The 404-nt window shown below is 64.9% G+C and carries 1 protein-coding gene; it reads left to right on the top strand.

What is annotated here, in order from left to right; genetic code table 11:
- Window positions 1-404, top strand: a 404-nt coding sequence (locus tag EN984_RS37470; protein ID WP_164766066.1) for a hypothetical protein, incomplete at both ends; no start/stop codon positions are given.

Raw genomic sequence — 404 nt, 5'->3', positions numbered from 1 at the left:
CACCGCCAGTGGCGCGGCATCGGCCTTGACCGATCCCTTGGCCGCAAGCTCGGCGATGCCGCGCCACTGGCGGTCGAGACGGTGCTCAACATCACCCGTCATGACGGCAAGCAAGGTAATGTCGACGCCAAGATCCACTTTGCGCCGGCAGACAACAGGCTCGATCTCGACCTGAAGGCCTCGGAGCCGGCAGGCGGTATCATCGCCAACCTGCTCAAGCTGCCCGACACGCCGCCGGTCGACATAGATGTCTCGGGCACCGGGCCGCTCGCCAACTGGAACGGCATCGGCACGTTCTCGGTCGACGGCAAGATCGTCACCCAGCTGACGGGTCGCCACCAACTGACCGACAAGGGCAATCATATCGAGGCCAAGGGCGACGGCGATTTCGCTCGCTTCCTGCC

The organism is Mesorhizobium sp. M7A.F.Ca.CA.004.12.1.1 (genome assembly GCF_003997835.1).
GTDB lineage: Bacteria > Pseudomonadota > Alphaproteobacteria > Rhizobiales > Rhizobiaceae > Mesorhizobium.
The sequence above is the reverse complement of the archived record's forward strand: the minus strand, read 5'-3'. Positions and strand labels throughout refer to the sequence as shown.